We start from the raw sequence: 19,523 nt of genomic DNA on the forward strand, positions 1-19,523 counted from the left end.
CCCGCGAGCCGCAACACGCCGTCGACCCGGCGCGGCAGGTCGACCACGCCGTCGCGCAGCTCGTCGGGCAGCACGTCGACCGGGGCGTCCTGCCAGGCGAGCGGCCGCAGGAACCGCCGGATCGCGGTGACCCCGACCGAGGTGTGCTGCGTGTTCGTCGCCGGCCACGGACCGCCGTGGTTCATGCCCCACGACACGCGCACGCCCGTCGGGTAGCCGTCGTAGACGATGCGGCCGACCAGGTCGCGGGCGGCATCCGTCAGCTCCCCGCGCACGTCGGTCTCGTCAGGAGACGAGTGGATCGTCGCCGTGAGCGAGTGCGGAACCGCCTGCAGCGCCTCGCGCACCTCGGCGACCGTCGAGTACCGCATCAGCACGACGAGCGGACCGAAGGCCTCCTCCGCCACGGCCGGCGTCACGTCTTTCGCGTCGATCTCGAGCACGGCGGGCGTGAGCGAGAAGCCGTCGTCACCGGCGCGCGGGGCGACGAGGCTGCGTGCCCCGCCCTCGTCGATCAGGCGCGTGCGGATCTCGTCGAAAGCGCCATGGATGCGGGAGTTCAGGAGCGTCTGCGCCGCGGCATCCGTCGCCCGGGCGACCACGTCGGCCACGAGTGCGTCGCCCTCGGCGCCCACCGGCACGAACGCGACGCCCGGCTTCGTGCACAGCTGCCCGGCCGAACCGGTCACCGAGGCGAAGAGTCCCTCGCCGATCGCGGCGGTGCGCGCGGCCGCCGCGCCCGGCGTGATCACGAGCGGGTTGAGGCTCGACAGCTCGCCGTAGAACGGGATGGGCGTCTCGCGCTCGTCGATGATCCCCTGCAGGATCTTGCCGGTCGACAGCGAGCCGGTGAAGCCGACCGCCGTGATGCGCGGGTCGGCGACGAGCAGCGCTCCGGCCTGCTGGCCATAGACGATCCCGAGCGTTCCGGCCGGTGCCCCGTAGGCGGATGCCGCGCGCGACAGCGATGCGAACGAAAGCTGCGACGTGAGCAGGTGCGAGCTGTGGGCCTTGATGACGACCGGTCCGCCCGCGGCGAGCGCCGATGCGGTGTCGCCCCCGACGACCGAGAACGCGAACGGGAAGTTGCTGGCGCCGAAGACCGCGACGGGTCCGATCGGCACGAGCATCCGTCGCACGTCGGGACCGGGGCCGAGCGGGGTGTCACCGGCGTGGTCGATGACCGCCTCGAGGTAGCCGCCCTCGTCGACGGCATCCGCGAACAGCCGGAACTGGAAGGCGCTGCGCGACAGCTCGCCATTCAGCCGGGCCGCGGGGAGCCCGGTCTCGGCGAGCGCCGCCTCGACGAGCGACTCCCGGTCGGCCTCCAGCCCGTCGGCGAGCGCACGCAGCAGGCCCGCCCGCCATGCGCGCGGACGTGAGCGGAGTTCGACGAATGCGGATGCCGCTGCCTCGGTCAGCGCTGCGACGCCCGCGGCATCCGTGGGTTCGATGTCGGTCGCGGAGGTCTCCCCGGTGCGGGGATCGGTCGTGGTGAGAGTCGTCATGCACTCGTCCTTCCGAGCAGTCCCCGCTGAGCGAGGTTGGTCAAGAGCGCGCCGATGCCGAAGCTCCACGGCGCGAGGTCTTCGCTGTGCTGCACGCGGTTCACCAGCGCGCCGAGGCGCGGCGAGGCGATGCGCACGACATCGCCGAGGTGGTGCGTGAATCCGTGACCCACCTCGTCGCGGTCGTCGGTCGGCGCGAACATCGTGCCCAGGTACAGCACGAAGCCGTCGGGGTAGGCGTGGTGGGCGCCGCTCGCCTGCCGGGCGAGGTCGGCGGGGTCGCGGCTGATCTGCGCCATGTGCGACGACGCCTCCATGCGGAAGCCGTCGTCACCGTCGACCGAGAGCGTGACGGTCTCGGAGCGCACGTCGTCGAGCCCGAAGCCCTCGTCGAACAGACGGATGAGCGGACCGACGGATGCCGAAGCGTTGTTGTCCTTCGCGCGTCCGAGCAGCAACGCGGACCGCCCCTCGATGTCGCGCAGGTTCACGTCGTTGCCGAGCGTCGCGCCGACGATGTCGCCGTTCGAGGAGACGACCAGCACGACCTCGGGCTCGGGGTTGTTCCACTTCGACTCAGCGAGCACGCCTACGTCGGACCCGGCGCCGACCGTCGCCAGCACGGGGGCCTTGGTGAAGATCTCGGCGTCCGGCCCGATGCCGACCTCGAGGTATTGACTCCACAATCCGGCGGCGATGAGCACCTGTTTGAGGCGCGCGGCCTCGGGCGAGCCGGGGACCAGGTCGCGGATGTCGCCGCCCAGCGCGTCGACGATCGTGGCGCGGATGCCGTCGGCCGACTCGGCCTCTCCGCGGGCCTTCTCCTCGATGATGCGCTCCAGCATCGACACGGGGAACGTGACCCCCGACGCTTTGACGACCTGCAGGTCGATCGGCGACAGGAGCCACGGCCGCGCGTCGTCGCGCGTATCGGGGGCGGTGTTCGCCCAGACCTCGTCGAACGAGTCGATGACGGGACCGTCGGCGCCACGAACGGCGGATGCCGGGTCGGCGGTCTCGGTCAGCGAGGCCGTCGTCGGAAAGGTCGCCGACAGATCGTGCAGCCTGCCGTCGCGGAGCACGACCACACTCGGACCCTCGGGCAGCTGGACGCGTCCGACGAGCAGGGCGTCGGCGGCATCCGTCGGGAGGACATCGGTGAAGGCGTCGGTCATGGGGTCTCCTCGTGATTCAACAAGTCTGGTGCACAGGTGAGGCTGGGTGCATCAGCGCCGGTGGAAGACACCGGGGCGCTTCTCGGCGAAGGCCGCGCGGCCCTCGGCGGCATCCTCGGTGGCGAAGGTGATGCCCTGCATCTCGCGCTCATAGGCGATGGCCTGGTCCTGGGGCAGGTTGAACGCCGCGCGCAGGTTCGCCTTGGCGGTCTCGGCGGCGATCGGCGGACGCGAGGCGATCGTCGCGGCCAGCTCCTGCGCGCGCTCGACGAGTCCGTCGGCCGGGACCACCTCGCTGATCAATCCCCACGCGAGAGCACGCTGCGCGTCGATCGCATCACCGGTCATCAGCATCACGGCCGCGTTGCTCGCGCCGATCGAGTTCGCGAGCAGCACCGACATTCCGCCGCCGCCGATCCAGCCGAGCTTGATCTCCGGGGCCGCGAAGCTCGCGGTGTCGGCGGCGATCCGGATGTCGCAGGTGAGCGACGCCTCGAGCCCTCCCCCGAACGCGTAGCCGTTGACCGCGGCGATCACGGGCATGCGCAGTTCGCGCAGCGCGTCGCAGTAGTCGCGCCGGTTGCGGAACTCCCACGGGGTCTCGTACTGGTCGAGCGTCGAGATGTCGCTGCCGGCGCTGAACGCGCGCCCCGTGCCGGTGTAGACGACCGCCCGCACCTCTGCGTCGTCGTTCAGGTCTCGCACGATGCGCACGAGCTGGTCGCTCATCTCCTGCGTGACGGCGTTGAGCTTCTCGGGCCGGTTCAGCCGCACGGTCGCGACGTGGCCCTGACGTTCGACGACGATGAGTTCCTCGGTCACGGTCGTACCTCCTCGAGGCGGTCGGTGGTCCGCAGCGGAGCGAACCGCTCCTCGATCTCGTCGAGCACTTCGTCCGGCGACCGTTGCCCGGCGACCGCCGCACGCACGAGAGCGGATGCCGCGGACTGGAAGGGGATGTACCCGGCGACCCGAGGCCGCACCCACGCCGCTTCGATGGTCGAGAGCGTGCCCGAGTAGAAGCCGTGTGCGGCCTCGTCGAGCGCGGCATCCGTCCACGCGGCGCGCAACCCGGGCTGCCCGTCGTGCTGGGGGATGAATCCCGTCTGCGCCTCGGGGCTCAGCAGATGCCGCAGATGCGCGAGCAGCGCGGGCGACGGCTCGGAGCGGCGCGTGACCGCGATGCCGGTGCCGCCGATGGTCGAGCCGATCCGCCCCTCGAACGCTGGGGCCGGCCCGAACGCGATCGTCGGCGAGCTGTAGTTCACGTAGCCGTAGACCAGGGGGATGTACCCGATGTCGCCCTGATCCCGCATGCGGTCGAGCAGGCCGATCGGGTTCAGCAGCGCGGTCCCCTCGGGCGCACCCGCCGAGAGCTGCGTCAGCAGATCCAGCCCGCGCAGGGCGATATCGCGATCGAACAACGGCCCTCCACGCCCGGGGGCATCACCGAGCGACACCACGATCGAGCACAGCGACAGGAACGCATGGGGACCGGCGAGGCTCGTGGCGACGAGGCCGCGCTCGGCCAGAGCCAGCGCGTCGTCCCAGGTGGTCGGCGCGTCGAGCACGAGGTCGCGGCGTCGCACCGAGACCTGCGTCGCGGCATCCAGCGGCAGCGCCCACAGCCGACCGTCCACGCGGTACGAGGCGATGCTCGGACCGACCGCCGCCTCCGACCAGGCGCGCAGCTGCCCGTCGTCGAAGAGCTCGTCGAGAGGACGGATGCTGTCGCTCACCCGCGCATCGCCGAGATGCGGGTGATCGAGCACGAGCAGGTCGTAGCGGCGCGCGAGCTCGTCGATGGGTGCGGACTCGAAGCCCTCGAGCGACTGCACCTCCCAGCGCAGCGTGTCGCCGTCCCCGAGATCACCGGATGCCGCCTCGAGGGCTTTGCGTCCGCGCGGGTGATCCCAGGTGAGACCGAGGTAATCGGTCATCACGACACCGCGACCGGCACGGCCGTCTGCGCCACGGCCCCCGCGTCGAGCAGCTCCTGCGTGCGCTCCGCCGAGACCCCGAGCTCGGCCAGGATCTCGGCCGTGTGCTCGCCGGTCAGCGGCGCCCCGCGATCGATACGGGCCGGCGTCTTCGCGAACCTGTACGGGAAGCCGGGGGTCTTGATGTGCCCCTCGGTCGGGTGGTCGTACTCGACGAAGGTGCCGTTGTGGATGATCTGCGGATCGTTCACGAGGTCTTCGTAGCCGTACACGGGGCCGACCCACATGCCGGCGGGGAGCAGAGTGTCGAGCCAGTGCTGCGTCGGCTGCTCGCGCAGGTGCTTCGCGACCGTGGCGTAGAGCTCGTCGCGGTGCGTCCACCCGTGCTCCTCGGCGTCGAGGCCGCGGAACGACGGCTCGTCCAGCACCTCGCCGAGCTTCTCCAGGTCGGCGAACCCGAGCGCGAGGTAGCCGTCGGTGGTGGCGAAGATGCCGTAGGGCGCGCGGATGTACACGTGCGCGTTCGGCTCGGCGCCGCGCTTCTGCGGCACGCCGCCGACCGTGTACACGCTGAGCTCCTGCATCTGCAGGGTGGTCAGCGCGTCGAGCATGTTGACCGTGACGAGCTGCCCCTCGCCGGTGCGCTCGCGGTGCAGGAGAGCCGCGAGCACCGCTTCGAAGGCGGTCGACGCCGTCACGGCATCCGCCAGGTACTGGCCGGCGGGGGACGGGGGCTCGCCCTCGCGTCCGGCCGACAGCATCGCGCCGCTCATGGCCTGCAGGATGAGGTCCTGTCCCGGACGATCCTTGTACGGACCGTCCTCGCCGTAGCCCGACATCGAGACGTAGACCAGCGACGGGTTGAGCGCGGCGAGCGATTCGTAGTCGAGACCGAGGCGCGCGGCGACGCCCGGACGATAGTTCTGCAGGAAGACGTCGGCGCCGGCGATCAGGTCGCGCACGACCTCGCGCCCGGCATCCGACTTCAGGTCCACGGCGAGCGATCGCTTGTTGCGGTTGAGCGAGAGGAACGAGACGTTGATCTCGTTGCCCTTCGCTCCGCCCGCGGCCGCGAAGCGCTGCCACTCGCCGGCGGTCGGCTCGACCTTGATCACATCGGCGCCGAGGTCGCCGAGCCGCTGCGCGGCGAACGGACCGGCCATCGCGATCGAGCAGTCGATGACGCGATAGCCGTCGAGGATGCTGCGGAGCGGGGTCTCAGACATTTCCTACCTCAGGGGTGCGGGGGATTCAGACGGACGTGTCGACGCCACCGGCCGCGGACGACCGCAGCAGCGCGTCGATGAGCTCGACCGAGCGGGCGGCGACCGTGACGTCGGAGTTGTTCTCGCGACTCTCACCGGTGATCAGCTCGATGAAGCGCGCAGGCGGCACGAGGCATTCGTACTCACCCTCGCCCTCGGCGATCGCGACCTCTTCACGGCGGCCGTCGTAGCGGCTGAGCGTGACCCGCTCGCGCTCGACGTCGATCATCAGCACGCCCTCGGTGCCGAACAGGCGGATGTCGACCTGGTACTTGTCGCCGTCGGCGAGGGTGGCGGCGCCGGACAGCGAGCCGATCGCGCCGTTGTCGAAGCGGATGACACCGGCGTCGAACAGGTCGACCGGTGCACCCGCCGTGATCACGCGCCCCGCGACCGAGGAGGCGCGCAGGCCCGTGAGCCAGAACAGCAGGGCGGACGAGTGCGTGATCTGCCCGTGGGCGTAGCCGCCGCCCTTCTCCGGGCTCGACCACGTGCGCGGGTCGGGGGCGGTGTCGGAGTTCCAGCGCTCGAGCATGTGCGACGGGTCGGTGCCGAACAGTCCGCGCGTCGGCGAGGCCATGTGGCACAGCGCGTACTGGATCTCGCCGATCGCCCCGGACTCCAGCATCCGCTTGGCGGAGACCGTGAACGGCTTGTAGTTCCAGCCGTAGGGCACGAGGAAGACCGTTCCAGCCTTCTCTGCGCGCGCGGCCAGGTCCCAGGCCTCCTCGGCGTGCAGCGTCATCGGCTTCTCGCACAGCACGTGCAGTCCGCGCTCCAGAGCCTGAGCCGCGAGCGGGTGGTGCAGATCGTGCGGGGTCGAGATCACGACCGCGTCGATGTCGGCATCCAGCAGTTCCGTCGCGTCCTCCGTCGCGAACCCGAAGCCGAACCTCTCACGGATGGCCTCGAGGCCGTCGCCCTTGCCGCACACGCCGACGAGTTCGACGTCGTCGCGAGCGGCGAACAGCGGGAAGTGGTTGCTCGTGGCCCACCATCCGGCGCCGATGGCGCCGAGGCGCACCTTCCTGCCGGTCACGGTGCCCGTCACGCGACCCACCGCCACGTGCGGATGCCGTCTCTCTCGCCCTCGACGACCCGCCCCTGCTGCACGAGCCGTTCGAGGTTGCCGGTCATCGGGAAGATGAGGTACTCGGCGGCGGCCTCCGGCCACGGTCCGAGATCGGCGGCCGCACGGCGGATGAGCGCGAGCGAGGTCAGCTCCTCCCCCGAACCCAGCACCTCTGCGATCACGCGGTCGACGCGGTCGGTGTAGGCGAGCGACTCGTCGAGGAACGCGGCGACCGCCGGCCCCTCGTACACCGGGTAGTGCGCGGTCAGGAGCAGGTCGGCGTCGAGCGCGCGGAGGCGACGGATGCTGTCGACATAGGCGACCGTGTCGCGATAGGTCGGCGGGAACGCCGCCCGGCCGTCGGCCGTCGGCACGGTCTCTCCGAGCGCCGCGTCGGAGATGAGGAGCGTGCTGTTCTCGGCATCCCGCAGCGCGAGGTGACCGGGCGAATGCCCGGGCACCGACAGCACCTCGATCGTGCGGTCGCCGAGGTCGAAGGTCTCACCGCCGTCGAGCGCCCGGGTCACGGCGACCAGGCCCGTCGACCGGCGCACCTCGGCCGTCGTCTCGGGCGGGTCGTCGAAGCGGTCGCGGGCGGCGAACTCGCCGTAGCGTCCGGAGATGAGCAGCTCGAGGTCTTCGGTCATCGGCACATCGGCGCGGCCCGCGAGGAACTCGGCGTGCGGCGCGACGGTGGCGAGCGCCGCGTTGCCGCCGGTGTGGTCGAAGTCGCAGTGCGAGCTGATCACCCAGCGGATGCCGTCGAGGTCGAAGCCGATCTCGTCGAGGTACGGCAGCAGGGTGCCGGGCACGGAGTCGGCAACGCCGGTGTCGAACAGCAGCGCACCGTCGGGACCGGTCAGCAGATACATCGCGATGAAGCGCTCGCCGAGCGGCGCCGGGATCCGGTGGATGCCGGGGCGGAGTTGCATCACTCGCCCCAGGCGCCGTTGTCGACCAGACGCAGTCCGGCACGCGGCGAGCGCACGTGCGGACCGGCGGGCTCCTGCCAGTCGGCGTCGCTGCGCGCCCGGACGATGGCGGCCTCGTCGACCTGGATGCCGACCCCGGGTCGGTCGCCCAGCACGATGCCGCCGTTCTCGAAGGACTGGTCGAGCGTGAGCCCGAACGGGGATCCGAGATCCTGCACCTCGGCGGAGAGGTGGTTCGGCACGGCGGCCGCCGCAGCGGTGACCGTGTGGTTCGCGGTGAGACCGACCGGGCTCACCGGCAGGTCACGGCTGTGCGCGGCGATGGCGACGCGGAGGAAGTGCGTGATGCCCCAGACCGCTCCGGCCTGCACGATGTCGGCGCCGCCGGCATCCAGCAGCGGGCGGTACTGCTCGAGGCCGGTGAGGTTCTCTCCGGTCGCGACCGAGGCCTTGATGGCGGCGCTCAGTCGGGCGTGGCCCGCGGCATCCCACCGGCGGAGCGGCTCCTCGACCCAGGTGAGGTCGAGATGCTCTTCGAGGGCGCTCACGTGGCGCACGGCCTGCTTGAGGTTCCACGACTCGTTCGCATCGAGCATGAGCGCGGGCGCCGCGCCGTTTACCGAGAGGAGGTCGGTGAGGATGCCGAATCGGCGCAGATCCGCCTCGACGTTGCGGCCGCCCTTGAGCTTGGCGGCGGTGTAGCCGCGGTCGGCGAAGCGACGGTAGAGGTCGACGAGCTGCTCGTCGGTCAGCGCGGCGTCGAGACCGGAGGCGTAGCCCGGCACGAACCGGTCGCCCGCGCCGAGCAGTCGCCAGAGCGGTTCTCCGGCGAGCTTGGCCTTGATGTCCCAGAGCGCGGTGTCGAACGTGCCGATGCCGCCGAAGGTCGCGCCGCCGTGCGACGACTTGAAGACCCGTGCGAGCATCGCGTCGTAGAGGGTCGTCACGGCCCGGGGGTCCTGGCCCTCGATGGCTGGGAATAGACGGTCGAGGTCGGCGTGCGATCCCATGCCGACGCCCTCGACGCCTTCGTCGGTCTCGAGGATCACCAGGGGCACGTCGGTGACGCCGGATGCGATGAATCCGTTGACGTCGCCGACGGGCCGTCCCCAGTCGTGGACGGTGCGCAGTGTGCGGTACCCGGTGATCTTCATGTCGCCCTTGAGTGTGAGAGATCGAGCAGTACTAAACACCATACATCATATGTCTGGGGTTTCGCGAGTGTCCCGTGACGGGCGGGCGACGACGTGAATAGAGTGTCTGGCATGACTCTGCCCGCAGACGCCGCCACCGCCGGTCGCGCACGCACCCCGATCGACCGCATCGGCGCGACGGTGCTGAAGGAGCTGGTCCAGTCGATCGTGACGGGTGAGTTCGGGCCCGGAGATCTGCTGCCGCCGGAGAGCATCATCAGCGTGCAGTTCGGAGTCAGCCGCACGGTGATCCGCGAGACCATGAAGCGTCTGCAGGAGAAGGGCATGGTGACGGTGGCCCAGGGCCGCGGCACGCACGTGAACCCGTCGACGAGCTGGAACGTGCTCGACCCGCTGGTGCTGTCGACCATGATCACCAACGACTCGACCCTCGGAGTGCTCGACGATCTGAGCGTCGTGCGCGCTGCACTCGAGGCGGCGATGGCGGCTTCTGCCGCGACCGCCGTCGACGACGACGCCCGCGCCCGCCTGCAGGAGAGCCTGGCCGCGATGGCCGAGCACGTGGAGGACTCCGCGGCGTTCCGTGAGGCCGACATCCGGTTCCACACCGCCGTCATGGAACTCGCCGACAACGCCCTCGCCGAGAACATCGCCCGGGTGCTGATCGCGCACGCGGTCGGCAGCGACCGCTTCACCGGCGTCGACCCGGCGCACGCGTTCGAGCTCACTCTCGCCGAGCACGAGAAGATCGTCGAGACGATCTCGGCCGGCGATGCGGAGGGCGCGCGCATCGCGATGAGCGCGCACATCCTCGGCTCGTGGTCGCGGCGGCGACTGCCGTCCGACAAGCGCTCCTGAACGCCGCGGCATCCCCTCCTCCCCCTCATCACGGTTGAACATCAGTCATGTGACCTTTGCTTGCTCGTTTTCGTAAGACGTAGTATGTTTCCCATCAGAGGCCTGCACCCTGAGGTCCTGCAGCACACTTCTTCATCAACGTTGAGAGGATCCGCAATGAAGCGAAGGATTGCCATCCCCGCCGCCATCGGTGTGGCGGCGCTTGCACTCACCGGCTGCGGAGGTGCATCGCCGAACGGTTCCACCGAAGGCTCGGGCACCGACGACAAGCTGGTCGTCTGGAACTGGGGCGACGCCGACGAGGCCGCAGCCGCGTACACGGAAGACGTCAAGGCCGCCTTCGCGGAGAAGCACCCCGACGTCGAGGTCGAGATCGTCAACCAGCCGTTCGACCAGTACTACACGCTGCTCGGCAGCGCGGTCGAGGCCGGCACCGGACCGGACCTCGCCCTCTTCAACGGCGGGACGCAGCTGAAGAGCCGCGCCGACACCCTCGTGCCCCTCACCGACGAGCTCGCCGACCTCGAGGACACCCTCGCCGGCTGGCCGGCCTTCCAGGCCGACGGCGAGACCTACTCGGCGCCGATGTTCCTGCAGGGCTTCCCGATCTACTACAACAAGGCGCTGTTCACCGCCGCCGGTCTCGACGCCGACAACCCGCCCACGACCTGGGACGAGCTCGCCGAAGCCTGCACCGCCATCACCGAGAAGACCGACGCCTCGTGCTTCGCGCTCGGCAACAAGGAGGGCCTCGGCATCGAGTTCTTCCTCTCCGGCTTCGCCTCGGGCATCTTCACGCCCGAGGAGTACGACGCCTGGATCGACGGCGACCGCGACTGGACCAGCGAGCACGCCACGCAGGTCCTGCAGATGTGGGCGGACTCCGCGGCCAACGGCTGGTACAACGAGGGCGCCAACTCCACCGCGATGTTCAACGACTCGTTCGACCTGTTCTCCGGCGGCAAGTCCGCCATGGCGTGGGCCTCATGAGCGGCACGGCGCACTGGAAGCAGTTCGACGAGTTCCTCGGCGACGACCTCGGGTTCATGATGCCGGTCACGACCAACGACGGCACCACCCTGGCGCTTCCCGCCGAGGGCGGCATCGGCTACGGCGTGCTGAACGAGGACAAGAAGGAGCTCGGCGTCGACTGGATCAAGGCGACGGTCGACCACGACGCGCTCGCGGCATACTCGCTCGCGGGCGGCCAGATCACGTCCGACACGACCATCGAGCTCGACACCGACATCGCGTCGGCGAACGACATCGTCGGCGAGCTCTCCGGCAGCAAGCCGCTGCTGCACACCGCCCTCGAGGCCGACACGCTCGATCTGCTGCACCGCCTCGGCCAGCAGCTGCTCGGCGGCGAGGTCACCGTGCAGGACGCCGCAGCCCAGCTGGCAGCGTCGGAGGGCTGATCCCTTGTCGACGACCGACACCACCTCGACCCGGAGCCTTGTTCTCGAGAACAGGGCTCCGGGCCGCGGCCGCACCCGCCGCGCGCGCGTTCGCTCCGATCTGGGCGTGCCGCTGCGCAAGAAGCCGTGGACGTCCGAGCGCCTCGCGCCCTACCTCATGGTGCTGCCGGTCATCGCGATCCTCGCCGTCTTCCGGCTGTACCCGCTCCTGCTCGGCGTGAACTACTCGTTCACCGGCGATCGGGAGCTCAACGGCCAGTTCATCGGACTGGACAACTACTTCACCCTCCTCGGAGACGCACGCTTCCAGGCGTCCGCCCGCAACGTGCTGGTCGTGCTGCTGTTCGTGCCGATCCAGGTCTTCGTCGCCGGCATCCTCGCGACCTTCGTCTTCCTCAAGGTGCCCGGCCACCGCTTCTACCGCAGCGTGTACTTCCTGCCGGTGGTGCTGTCGCCGATCATCATCGGCGCGATCTTCAACATCCTGCTCGCCGCCAACGGTCCGATCAACGGCGCTCTCGGCGCGGTGAACATCCCGAGCATCGACTTCCTCGGACTGCCGGGCACCGCGCTCCCCTCCGTGCTCGTCGTGCACATCTGGGCCACGTTCGGCATGGCGTTCACGATCTTCCTCGCCGGCTTCGCGACCCTCGACGCCGAGCTGCTCGACGCGGCCAAGATCGACGGCGCGAATCTGTGGCAGCAGATCGTGCACGTCATCATCCCGAGCCTCAGCCAGACCATCCAGTTCGTGTTCGTCACGACCACGATCGGCATGCTGACGGGCCTCTTCGGTCTCCTCTACACGATGACCGCCGGAGGCCCCGGAGCGGCGAGCTATCTGCCCGAGTTCCTCATCTGGAAGCTCAACGGCGAGGCACGACCGGCGCTCGCGTCGGCGGCATCCGTCTTCCTGCTGCTCATCGTGCTCGTGATCGGGCTGATCCAGATCCGCGTGCTCCGCCGCGCCACGAAGGAGGCCTGATGCGCCGCGAACGCCTGGGCAGGTGGCTCATCGCCATCCCCATGATGCTGCTGGCCATCGCCACCATCGCCCCCATGCTCTACGGGCTGAACATCTCGCTCAAGACCCGCAAGGACTACGTGCTCGACCGCCTGGGCGTGACCCAGACGTTCAACGTGCAGAACTTCATCGACGCGTGGACCAACGCCGACATGGGCCGCTACTTCATGAACACGATCATCGTGACCGTGTTCTCGGTCGCGATCCTGCTCGTGCTCGCCTCGATGTGCGGTTACGCGCTCAGCCACCTGACGTTCCGCGGCAGCAAGATCGCGTTCCTCATCATCCTGGCGATGATGATGATCCCGTTCCAGGTGATCATGGTCCCGACCATCAAGGTGCTCAGCGACATGGGGCTGATCAACTCGTTCCCCGGGCTGATCATCGCGTACGTCGCGCAGTTCCTGCCGTTCACGGTGTTCTTCATGACCTCCTACTACTCGGGCATCCCGAAGGAGCTCACCGAGGCCGCCCGCGTCGACGGCAACGGCCTGTTCGGCGTGTGGGCGCGCATCATGATCCCGGTCGGCAAGCCCGCCCTGATCTCGATGGGCATCCTGAACGCGCTGTTCGTGTGGAACGACATCCTCATCGCGCTGCTGATCATGCAGTCGCCGCAGAACCGCACGGTCATGGTCGGCGTGAGCGCACTGCGCGGCCAGTACCCCGACAACGTGCCGACGTACATCGCCGGCGTGCTGCTCGCGGTGCTGCCGATCATCGTGGTGTACCTGATCTTCCAGCGGCAGATCTCGGCCGGAGTCACCGCCGGCGCCACGAAGGGCTGATCCCATGAGCACGGACCGGATCGAGGTGTACGCCGCTCCGGACGGATCGCCCTACGCCGACGGCTCGCACGGCTATCCCGCGAACGACCTCGCGCACGCACTGGCGCTCGTCCGCAAGCGGCGAGAGCCGGGTCAGCGGGCCGTGATCTGGATGGCGGGTGGTGAGTACGCCCACGCGGCCCCGGTGTCGTTCACCGCGGAGGACTCGTTCACCTCGGTGGTCGCGGCGGATCCCTCGAACCCGCCCGTGCTGCGCGGATCGGTGCGGATCGCCGGATGGCGCCCCGTGACGATCAACGGCGTGGAGGCGTTCGCTGCCCCCTCCCCCCGCTCGGTCGCCCGCCGCCTGTACGTCGACGGCGTCGCCGCCGCTCGCCCCCGCCACCCGCGCGACGGATTCCTGCGCGTCGAGGAGCAGACCGGGCTCGACCCGGCCGGCAGCTTCGTCGGCACGCTGTTCGACGGTGCGGCATCCTTCCGCTTCGCCGACGGCGACATCCCCGCTCTCGCCCAAGAGCATGCGGTCGAGATCGTCGTGCCGCACTACTGGGTGCAGGAGCGGATGCCGATCACCGCGATCGACCGCGAGACCCGCACGATCACGAGCTCGCTGCGCAGCATCTTCGCCCTGCGCGACGACGCCGCCGCCCTCTTCGCGCGCTACTACCTCGACAACGTCGCCGAGAGCTTCGGCGAGGTCGCCGGCGAATGGTACCTCGACGCGACCGGCGAGCTGATCGGAGCATCCGGCCCCCATGTGCTGTACCTGCCCGCGCCAGGGGTCGACATCGCCGACCTCGACGTGCGGATGCCGGTGGCCGAGGCCTTCGTCACCCTCGACGGCACCGCCGAGGCGCCCGTGCGCGAGGTGCGCTTGGAGGGCATCCGGTTCGCGGAGGCCGACTTCGATACGGTGCCCGCCGCCGTCCCGCCGTTCGGGGTGCGGGAGGACCCGCAGCTTCCGGTGGACGGACGCTACGCGGCCGACGTGCAGGCGGCGAGCAGCGTGCCCGGTGCCCTTCGGTTCTCCTTCGCGCGCTCCTGCGCCATGGTCGGCGGAGCGATCGAGCGGGTCGGCGGGTACGGCGTCAGCCTCGGTCCCGGAACCCGTGGCGCGCTGATCAGCGGCGTCGAGTTCCGCGATCTCGGTGCGGGGGCCGTGGGCTCCGGCGGCGGGATCGATGCGCTGGCCGCCGACTACAACCAGGCCAACGAGGTGTCCGACTGCCTGATCGAGCGCGGCGGACAGGTCTACCCGAACGCCGTCGCGGTGCTGTTCCAGCACGGGTCGCACAACGTCATCGCGCACAACGAGATCCGCGAGTTCCTCTACTCGGGCATCTCGGTCGGCTGGATGTGGGACTACCTGCACAGCCCCTCCGAGGGCAACCGCATCGAGGGCAACCACATCCACCACCTGGGCGGCGGACTGCTCAACGACATGGGCGGCGTGTACCTGCTGGGGATCGCGCCGGGCACCGTCATCCGCGGCAACCGCATCCATGACGTGGAGTGCGCGAACTACGGCGGGTGGGGCATCTACCTCGACGAGGGATCCTCGCACGTCGTCATCGAGCAGAACGTCGTGTACGACGTGTCGAGCCAGGCATACCACCAGCACTACGGGCGCGAGGTGATCATCCGCGACAACGTCTGGGCCTTCGGCCGCAACGGGCAGATCTCGCTCACGCGTCCCGAGGACCACGTCTCGTTCACGTTCCACCGCAACATCGTCGTCGGCGACGGCATGCCCGCCTTCGTCGGGTATCCGGATCACCGTGACATCCGAGGCTTCGGGATCGACAGCGACCTCAATCTGTTCTGGGACGCGGAGCCGATCGTCGGCGCGTCCCGGGCGGCGAACGCCACGCGGGAGACGGGCGCCGATGGGCGGGTGGGTTTCGACATCGTCGAGCCGCTCGACGACGAATGGGCGCGGCGCGGTCACGACCGGCACTCGGTCACAGCCGATCCGCTCTTCAAGGATGTCGAGGGTCGCGACCTGCGGGTGCGCGAGGGGTCGCCGGCCGAATTGCTCGGGATCCGGGTGCCGGACGTGCGCGGAGCCGGACCGCGGCCGGTCGCCGAGCGTCGGCATCCGCTGGCATCGCCGACGCTGGTGGACCCGTTCCTCCCGACGCAGGGCTAGGCTTTCGAGACGTCGGCGACTGGATAGGGTTGCCGGATGGAGATCGTCGAACCAGGTCGGCCAGGGTGGCGCGCGATGACGCCGATCGAGCGGGGGACCGCCTGGGATCGCTTCGACGAGACCTTCGATTTCCGCGCGTCGGTGAACCCTGAAGGCTGGCCGGCGATCGATGAGCCGACTCCGTCGGTCACTTTCGATCTCTCGGTGTCGAACGGGCCGCGCCTGCTCACGGCGTTCGCGGCGCTGAACGCCGAGGCGCTGCGCTGCTTCGTCTGGGCGCTCCCCGACATCGACGAACTGCTGGTGCTCGATTGGCAGCACACGGCATGGTGGTTCGATCCGAGGCTCGATGACGCTCCCGCTCAGTGGGACGACGTGCAGCGCGCCCAGCCGACCGTGTTCCCCGACGGGGACTACTTCGCCTTCTTGAGTCCGGACATGACGGAGGGGACGTTCGGGCACCCCTGGGAGCAGACGCTCTGCGTGATGGGCGATCGACTCATCGACACGCTGGGGAAGTCCTTGGCCCTGTGGTTGCCTGTTGTTCGCGTGAACGGTGAATCCACCGAGGGGCGCCGGAGATAGTCCTTTTCTTCGAATCTCGCTTGCGTTAAGTTCGTTCGCATGTTCGAATGAAGCATGCGCTGGCAGGGACAGAAACTCGGAGAGACGGATGCCGCGGCACTCCCCGGTCTCGAAGACCGGTCGAGCGTGCTGCGGTCGGTGACCACTCCCGAGTTCGCCGGCATGACGTTCCACGAGGTGCTGTCGAAGTCCGCACTGAATCATGTTCCCGGGGCCTCGCGCATGCCCTTCGCGTGGACGATCAACCCCTACCGGGGATGTTCGCATGCCTGCCTGTACTGCTTCGCCCGGGGCACCCACGAGTACCTCGACCTCGACGGAGGGGCCGACTTCGATTCGCAGATCGTCGTCAAGGTCAACGTGGTGGACGTGCTCGAGAAGGAGCTGCGCAAGGGCAGCTGGCAGCACGAGACCGTCGCGCTCGGCACCAACACCGATCCGTACCAGCGTGCCGAGGGGCGTTACAAGCTGATGCCGGGGATCATCGAGGCGCTCGCGGCATCCGGCACTCCCCTGTCGATCCTCACGAAGGGCACGCTGATCCGGCGCGACATCCCGCTGCTCGTGAAGGCCGCCGAGCGCGTTCCGGTCGACGTGCAGATGTCGATCGCGATGTACGACGACGAGCTGCAGAAGTCGATCGAGCCCGGGGCCCCGACGACCCAGGCGCGGCTCGACACCGTGCGCGCTCTGGCGGATGCCGGGTTCCGGGTGACGGTCTTCCTGATGCCGATCATGCCGCACATGACCGACTCGGTCGCGGCCATCGACGACGCCCTCACGCGCATCAAGGCGACCGGTGCGCGCACCGTGATCTACGGCGCGCTGCACCTGCGCCCCGGTGTGAAGTCGTGGTTCTTCCAGTGGCTCGAGAAGGCCCGCCCCGATCTCGTGTCGTCGTACCGCGGACTGTATCCGGGCGCCTCCGCCGAGGCTCCGAAGGCCTACCGGCAGTGGCTCGCCAAGCGCGCTCGACCGCTGATCCGCATGCACGGGCTCGATGGCCGGCATGAAGACGACTACCCGCAGCGCGGAGTCCGTCCCGGTCAGGGGCACGTCGAGTCGATCTGGCGCCAAGGAGCCGTGCAGAGCACGGGGCGCCCGAGCGCGCCCGTCACGTTCCGGACGACGGGTTCGAGCTCGGCACCCCCCGCGCAGCCGATGCTCTTCTGACGAGCGGCCGAGCCGAAGCCCCGTAGGCTCGACAGTTATGGCTATCGGCTCCACAATGCACACGTTCGACGTCCAGCTGGCCGACACCGACCGGGGCGTCTACGAGGACTACGCGCTGCGCGTCGCGCGGCATCCGTCCGAGACCGACGCCTACATGATCACCCGCGTGCTGGCTCACGGGCTCGAGCACGCGGAGGGGATCGCGTTCGGCGACGGCATCTCCTCGACGGAGGAGCCCGCCGTGATCGTGCGCGACATGACCGGGGCGATCATGGCCTGGATCGAGATCGGCGCTCCGGATGCCGAGCGCCTGCACTACGGCAGCCGCCTCGCCGAGCGCACGGTCGTCTACACCCACCGCGATCCGGCGAAGGTCATGGCGCCGTGGGCGGGGAAGAAGATCCACCGATCGGACGCGATCCGCGTGTACAGCTTCGACCCGGGCTTCATCGACGCGGCCGCCGCACTGATCGAGCGCCGCAACACCCTCACACTGACGGTCACCGAGCAGGTCGCGTACCTCGACCTCAACGGCACGAGCCTCACCTCGAGCATCCACGAGCACGAACTCGCCTGATCCCCGGTCGCCCTGCGCAGGCGCTTCGGAGGAGATCGGCGCTCCGGAGGGGCCGTATCGCCGAATTCGTCCTCCGCATTGCCGATCCCCTCCGCCACGCGCACCGACAGAGGCCCCGCCCCGCCGAAGCGGTGACGGGGCCTCTCGCGGGGCGAATCAGCTCGTGAGGGCGGCCGCGGTCGGCACGCGACCGGCGATCTCCTCGATGATGTCGTCATCGAGACGCGCGTTCTCGAACGGGGCGTCGATCTCGGCCCGGTCGAGCAGCTCGGTCATGCGGCGCTGGCGCTGACGCGTGATCAGCGTGACGACACGACCCGAACGACCGGCGCGACCGGTGCGGCCGGAACGGTGCAGGTACGTCTTGTACTCGTCGGGAGCGTCGGCCTGCACGACCAGGTCGATGTCGTCGACGTGGATGCCGCGGGCGGCGACATCCGTGGCGACGAGCACGTTCACGCGACCCGAGGTCAAGCGCTCCAGGTTGCGTGTGCGCTTGGCCTGGTTCAGGTCGCCGTGCAGCGAGACGGCCGGGATGCCGGCATCGTCGAACTGCTCGGCCAGCATGTCGGCGTAGGCGCGCGTGCGGGCGAAGACGAGGGTCTTGCCGGCGCGGTCGACGAGCGACGTGAGGATGTCGGCCTTGTCGCGGTGCTCGATCACGAGCACGCGGTGCTCGATCTGGCTGGATCCCTGGTCTTCGCCGGCGACCTCGAAGACGGCCGGGTCGATGAGGAACTCGTCGACGAGAGCGGCGACCTCGCGGTCGAGCGTCGCCGAGAACAGCAGCTTCTGGCTGCCGTCGGCCGTGTGACGCAGGATCCGCTGCACGGGCTCGACGAACCCGAGCTCGCACATGTGGTCGGCCTCGTCGAGCACCGCGATGCGGCAGTCCGAGAGGTCGAGCTTGCCCTGGTTGATCAGGTCCTCGACGCGACCGGGCGTGCCGATGACGATGTCGACGCCCTTCTTGAGCGCACCGACCTGACGGCCCTGCGGCACGCCGCCGTAGATCTGCGTCGTGAAGAGGCCGACGCTGCGGGCGATCGGCTGGATCGTGCGGTCGATCTGCAGCGCGAGCTCGCGCGTCGGGGCGAGGATGATCGCGCGCGGCGACCGTCCGAACTCGCGGCGCTTGCCGGCCTGCGACTGCAGCACGCGCTCGACGAGCGGCGCACCGAAGGCGATGGTCTTGCCGGAGCCGGTGCGGCCGCGGGCGAGGACGTCGCGGCCCTCGAGCACAGCCGGGATGCTGGCGGCCTGGATGGCGAACGGCGATGCCGCGCCGAGTCCGGCGAGCGTCTCGACGATGTTCGAGCCGAGACCGAGGTCGCCGAAGGTCACGCCATCGACCTCGACGGCCGCGACGGACTTCGCCTCGAGACGCTCGTGCACGACGTCTTCGCCCGGTGCGAACTTCGCGCCGGTCGACTCGGGACGGCTCGTCGCATTCCAGTCGTTGCGGCTCGGACGCTCGTTGCGCGCCGGACGCCCCCGGGTGTCGGAGGTCAGCGTACGCGCACGCTCGGTGCGGTAGGCGCCACCGGTCGACGGACGGGACCGCTGATCGCGACCACCCTCGAACGAACGCTGGGTGCGGTCGCGGTCGAACGCACGACGCGCACGGTCGGCGTCGAAGGAGCGGGCCGGACGCTCGTCGTCACGGCGCGGGCGCTCATCGCGGTCGAACCGCTGCCCGCCCCGCTCGTCGCGGTAGCTGCCGGGACCGGTGGGGCGCTGGCCTCGACGGTCGTCGCGGACCGGACGTCCGCCATCGCGGTGATCGTTGTCGCGGAAGCCCTGACGCTGCGTTCCCGCGCCGCGGTCGTCGCGGCGCGGACGCTCGTCGCGGTCGAACCGCTGGCCGCCCCGCTCGTCGCGGTACGTGCCGGGACCGGTGGGGCG

The 19,523-nt window shown here is 69.7% G+C and carries 18 protein-coding genes; 9 read left to right on the forward strand and 9 right to left on the reverse strand.

Annotated features, from left to right (window positions below; genetic code table 11):
• From DW306_RS11310 to DW306_RS11345, 8 genes are all read right to left on the reverse strand, one after another.
• The coding region (locus DW306_RS11310; RefSeq protein ID WP_136055698.1) for an aldehyde dehydrogenase (NADP(+)) at nucleotides 1-1,508 on the reverse strand (1,508 nt) is incomplete at its 3' end.
• A complete protein-coding gene (locus DW306_RS11315) occupies nucleotides 1,505-2,683 on the reverse strand; it encodes a fumarylacetoacetate hydrolase family protein (RefSeq protein ID WP_136055699.1) in 1,179 nt (392 codons plus the stop codon). The genes DW306_RS11315 and DW306_RS11310, both read right to left, overlap by 4 nt.
• A 51-nt stretch (nucleotides 2,684-2,734) precedes the next feature.
• Nucleotides 2,735-3,505, reverse strand: a complete 771-nt coding sequence (locus tag DW306_RS11320; protein ID WP_136055700.1) for an enoyl-CoA hydratase/isomerase family protein — start codon at nucleotides 3,503-3,505, stop codon at nucleotides 2,735-2,737.
• On the reverse strand, nucleotides 3,502-4,623 hold the full coding sequence (locus DW306_RS11325; protein ID WP_136055701.1) for an extracellular solute-binding protein: 1,122 nt from the start codon (nucleotides 4,621-4,623) through the stop codon (nucleotides 3,502-3,504). The genes DW306_RS11320 and DW306_RS11325 overlap by 4 nt, the downstream gene beginning before the upstream one ends.
• Entirely contained in the window at nucleotides 4,623-5,849 is a 1,227-nt protein-coding gene (locus tag DW306_RS11330) for a CoA transferase (protein WP_136055702.1), read from the reverse strand. Before DW306_RS11330 ends, DW306_RS11325 begins: the two co-directional genes overlap by 1 nt.
• 25 nt (nucleotides 5,850-5,874) lie before the next feature.
• Nucleotides 5,875-6,939: a Gfo/Idh/MocA family oxidoreductase gene (locus DW306_RS21500; RefSeq protein WP_205814152.1), complete on the reverse strand. Its 1,065-nt coding sequence runs from the start codon at nucleotides 6,937-6,939 to the stop codon at nucleotides 5,875-5,877.
• On the reverse strand, nucleotides 6,936-7,892 hold the full coding sequence (locus DW306_RS21505; protein ID WP_136055704.1) for an MBL fold metallo-hydrolase: 957 nt from the start codon (nucleotides 7,890-7,892) through the stop codon (nucleotides 6,936-6,938). Before DW306_RS21505 ends, DW306_RS21500 begins: the two co-directional genes overlap by 4 nt.
• Nucleotides 7,892-9,046: a mandelate racemase/muconate lactonizing enzyme family protein gene (locus tag DW306_RS11345; RefSeq protein ID WP_136055705.1), complete on the reverse strand. Its 1,155-nt coding sequence runs from the start codon at nucleotides 9,044-9,046 to the stop codon at nucleotides 7,892-7,894. Before DW306_RS11345 ends, DW306_RS21505 begins: the two co-directional genes overlap by 1 nt.
• Before the next feature lie 111 nt (nucleotides 9,047-9,157).
• Between DW306_RS11345 and DW306_RS11350 the strand changes: the two genes are divergently transcribed.
• From DW306_RS11350 to DW306_RS11385, 9 genes are all read left to right on the forward strand, one after another.
• A complete protein-coding gene (locus DW306_RS11350) occupies nucleotides 9,158-9,904 on the forward strand; it encodes a FadR/GntR family transcriptional regulator (RefSeq protein ID WP_136055706.1) in 747 nt (248 codons plus the stop codon).
• Nucleotides 9,905-10,060: 156 nt separating this feature from the next.
• Nucleotides 10,061-10,894: an extracellular solute-binding protein gene (locus tag DW306_RS11355; RefSeq protein ID WP_205814153.1), complete on the forward strand. Its 834-nt coding sequence runs from the start codon at nucleotides 10,061-10,063 to the stop codon at nucleotides 10,892-10,894.
• Nucleotides 10,891-11,322 carry a hypothetical protein gene (locus tag DW306_RS21510; protein WP_205814154.1) on the forward strand — a complete coding sequence of 144 codons (432 nt, stop codon included), beginning with the start codon at nucleotides 10,891-10,893 and terminating at the stop codon, nucleotides 11,320-11,322. Before DW306_RS11355 ends, DW306_RS21510 begins: the two co-directional genes overlap by 4 nt.
• A gap of 4 nt (nucleotides 11,323-11,326) precedes the next feature.
• On the forward strand, nucleotides 11,327-12,307 hold the full coding sequence (locus DW306_RS11360; protein WP_205814155.1) for a sugar ABC transporter permease: 981 nt from the start codon (nucleotides 11,327-11,329) through the stop codon (nucleotides 12,305-12,307).
• Nucleotides 12,307-13,134: a carbohydrate ABC transporter permease gene (locus tag DW306_RS11365; RefSeq protein ID WP_136055707.1), complete on the forward strand. Its 828-nt coding sequence runs from the start codon at nucleotides 12,307-12,309 to the stop codon at nucleotides 13,132-13,134. The genes DW306_RS11360 and DW306_RS11365 overlap by 1 nt, the downstream gene beginning before the upstream one ends.
• Nucleotides 13,135-13,138: 4 nt before the next feature.
• Nucleotides 13,139-15,283, forward strand: coding sequence for a right-handed parallel beta-helix repeat-containing protein (locus DW306_RS11370; RefSeq protein ID WP_136055708.1), 2,145 nt, complete (start codon nucleotides 13,139-13,141; stop codon nucleotides 15,281-15,283).
• Nucleotides 15,284-15,319: 36 nt separating this feature from the next.
• Nucleotides 15,320-15,868, forward strand: coding sequence for a DUF2716 domain-containing protein (locus DW306_RS11375; RefSeq protein WP_205814156.1), 549 nt, complete (start codon nucleotides 15,320-15,322; stop codon nucleotides 15,866-15,868).
• Nucleotides 15,869-15,922: 54 nt separating this feature from the next.
• Nucleotides 15,923-17,041 carry an Rv2578c family radical SAM protein gene (locus tag DW306_RS11380; RefSeq protein ID WP_136055709.1) on the forward strand — a complete coding sequence of 373 codons (1,119 nt, stop codon included), beginning with the start codon at nucleotides 15,923-15,925 and terminating at the stop codon, nucleotides 17,039-17,041.
• A 37-nt stretch (nucleotides 17,042-17,078) separates the two neighbouring features.
• Nucleotides 17,079-17,618: a YaeQ family protein gene (locus tag DW306_RS11385; RefSeq protein ID WP_136055710.1), complete on the forward strand. Its 540-nt coding sequence runs from the start codon at nucleotides 17,079-17,081 to the stop codon at nucleotides 17,616-17,618.
• 156 nt (nucleotides 17,619-17,774) lie between these two features.
• Here the strand turns inward: DW306_RS11385 and DW306_RS11390 are convergent.
• Nucleotides 17,775-19,523: DEAD/DEAH box helicase (locus DW306_RS11390; RefSeq protein WP_136055711.1), on the reverse strand; the 1,749-nt coding region annotated here is incomplete at its 5' end.

This window comes from Microbacterium sp. K24, assembly GCF_004794465.1.
GTDB lineage: Bacteria > Actinomycetota > Actinomycetes > Actinomycetales > Microbacteriaceae > Microbacterium.